The sequence below is a fragment of the Ferrimonas balearica genome (assembly GCF_019802055.1).
Lineage (GTDB): Bacteria > Pseudomonadota > Gammaproteobacteria > Enterobacterales > Shewanellaceae > Ferrimonas > Ferrimonas balearica_A.
On record NZ_JAHVHW010000002.1, the window covers coordinates 1 to 1002 of the forward strand.

The window sequence follows — 1002 nt, forward strand, 5'->3', positions numbered from 1 at the left end:
TTGTGGTTCATGACTGGGGTGAAGTCGTAACAAGGTAGCCCTAGGGGAACCTGGGGCTGGATCACCTCCTTAACGACATGAATTCTTGCCTGCGTCGAGTGTTCACACAGATTGTCTGACGATGTAAAAGAGTGCGTGCGATAAAGCTTGGCTTTAACGCCGCGGATGGGTGCCGAATTGAGGCGCACGATGAGCCCCGCAGGGAGTTTGGCTTTCCAAATGACTGAGGAGTGAAGAGTGCAACGAAAAGTCGGTATCCATCAGCCAGTTAAAGTGGGTCTGTAGCTCAGTTGGTTAGAGCGCACCCCTGATAAGGGTGAGGTCGGTAGTTCAAATCTACTCAGACCCACCAAATTCGCTCTGAATGCTACGTTGCCCTGGTCGTCGTTTGGTAAACCAAACGTCCTCTCATGGCGCCTTGCCTCAAAGCGAATTGGCCACGAAAACTGCGCGCAACACGGTATGGGGCTATAGCTCAGCTGGGAGAGCGCCTGCTTTGCACGCAGGAGGTCAGCGGTTCGATCCCGCTTAGCTCCACCACTTACTCTTTTGGATAAAGAGGCCAAAGATAAATTGAAAAATTTACCTTTGGCTTTTTTAAGCCCTGTTCTTTAACAATTTGGATAAGCTGATAAATTTCTCGAGAAATTGTAAGAGTAAACTTCTTGCAAGTGTCTTGATATCCGGCGACTCAGCGTAATGCTGAGTAACGAAACATTTGGTTGCGTCATATTGCCAACTTCGCTTTGCAAAGCGGATTGGTATTACGACGAGATTTGGGTTTCGGTCTAGGCGAAACTGGAACGAAGGAAGGCGTTAACTTCGGTTAACAACTGACTGAGTGACAGGTTCAACAACGAACGAAAACCAAAGATCAAGTAAGACCCCTTGGGGTTGTATGGTTAAGCGACTAAGCGTACACGGTGGATGCCTTGGCAGTCAGAGGCGATGAAGGACGTGCTAACCTGCGAAAAGCTCAGATGAGGCGGTAAGAGCCACTTG

2 tRNA genes and 2 rRNA genes are annotated in these 1002 nt (G+C 49.0%); all 4 read left to right on the top strand.

Features of this window, described 5'->3' with window-relative positions:
• A 16S ribosomal RNA gene (locus tag KUV52_RS00010) occupies positions 1 to 72 on the top strand; the annotation flags it as partial.
• Between the two features lie 203 nt (positions 73 to 275).
• A tRNA-Ile gene (locus tag KUV52_RS00015) sits at positions 276 to 352 on the top strand.
• A gap of 112 nt (positions 353 to 464) precedes the next feature.
• Positions 465 to 540, top strand: a tRNA-Ala gene (locus tag KUV52_RS00020).
• Between the two features lie 360 nt (positions 541 to 900).
• A 23S ribosomal RNA gene (locus KUV52_RS00025) occupies positions 901 to 1002 on the top strand; the annotation flags it as partial.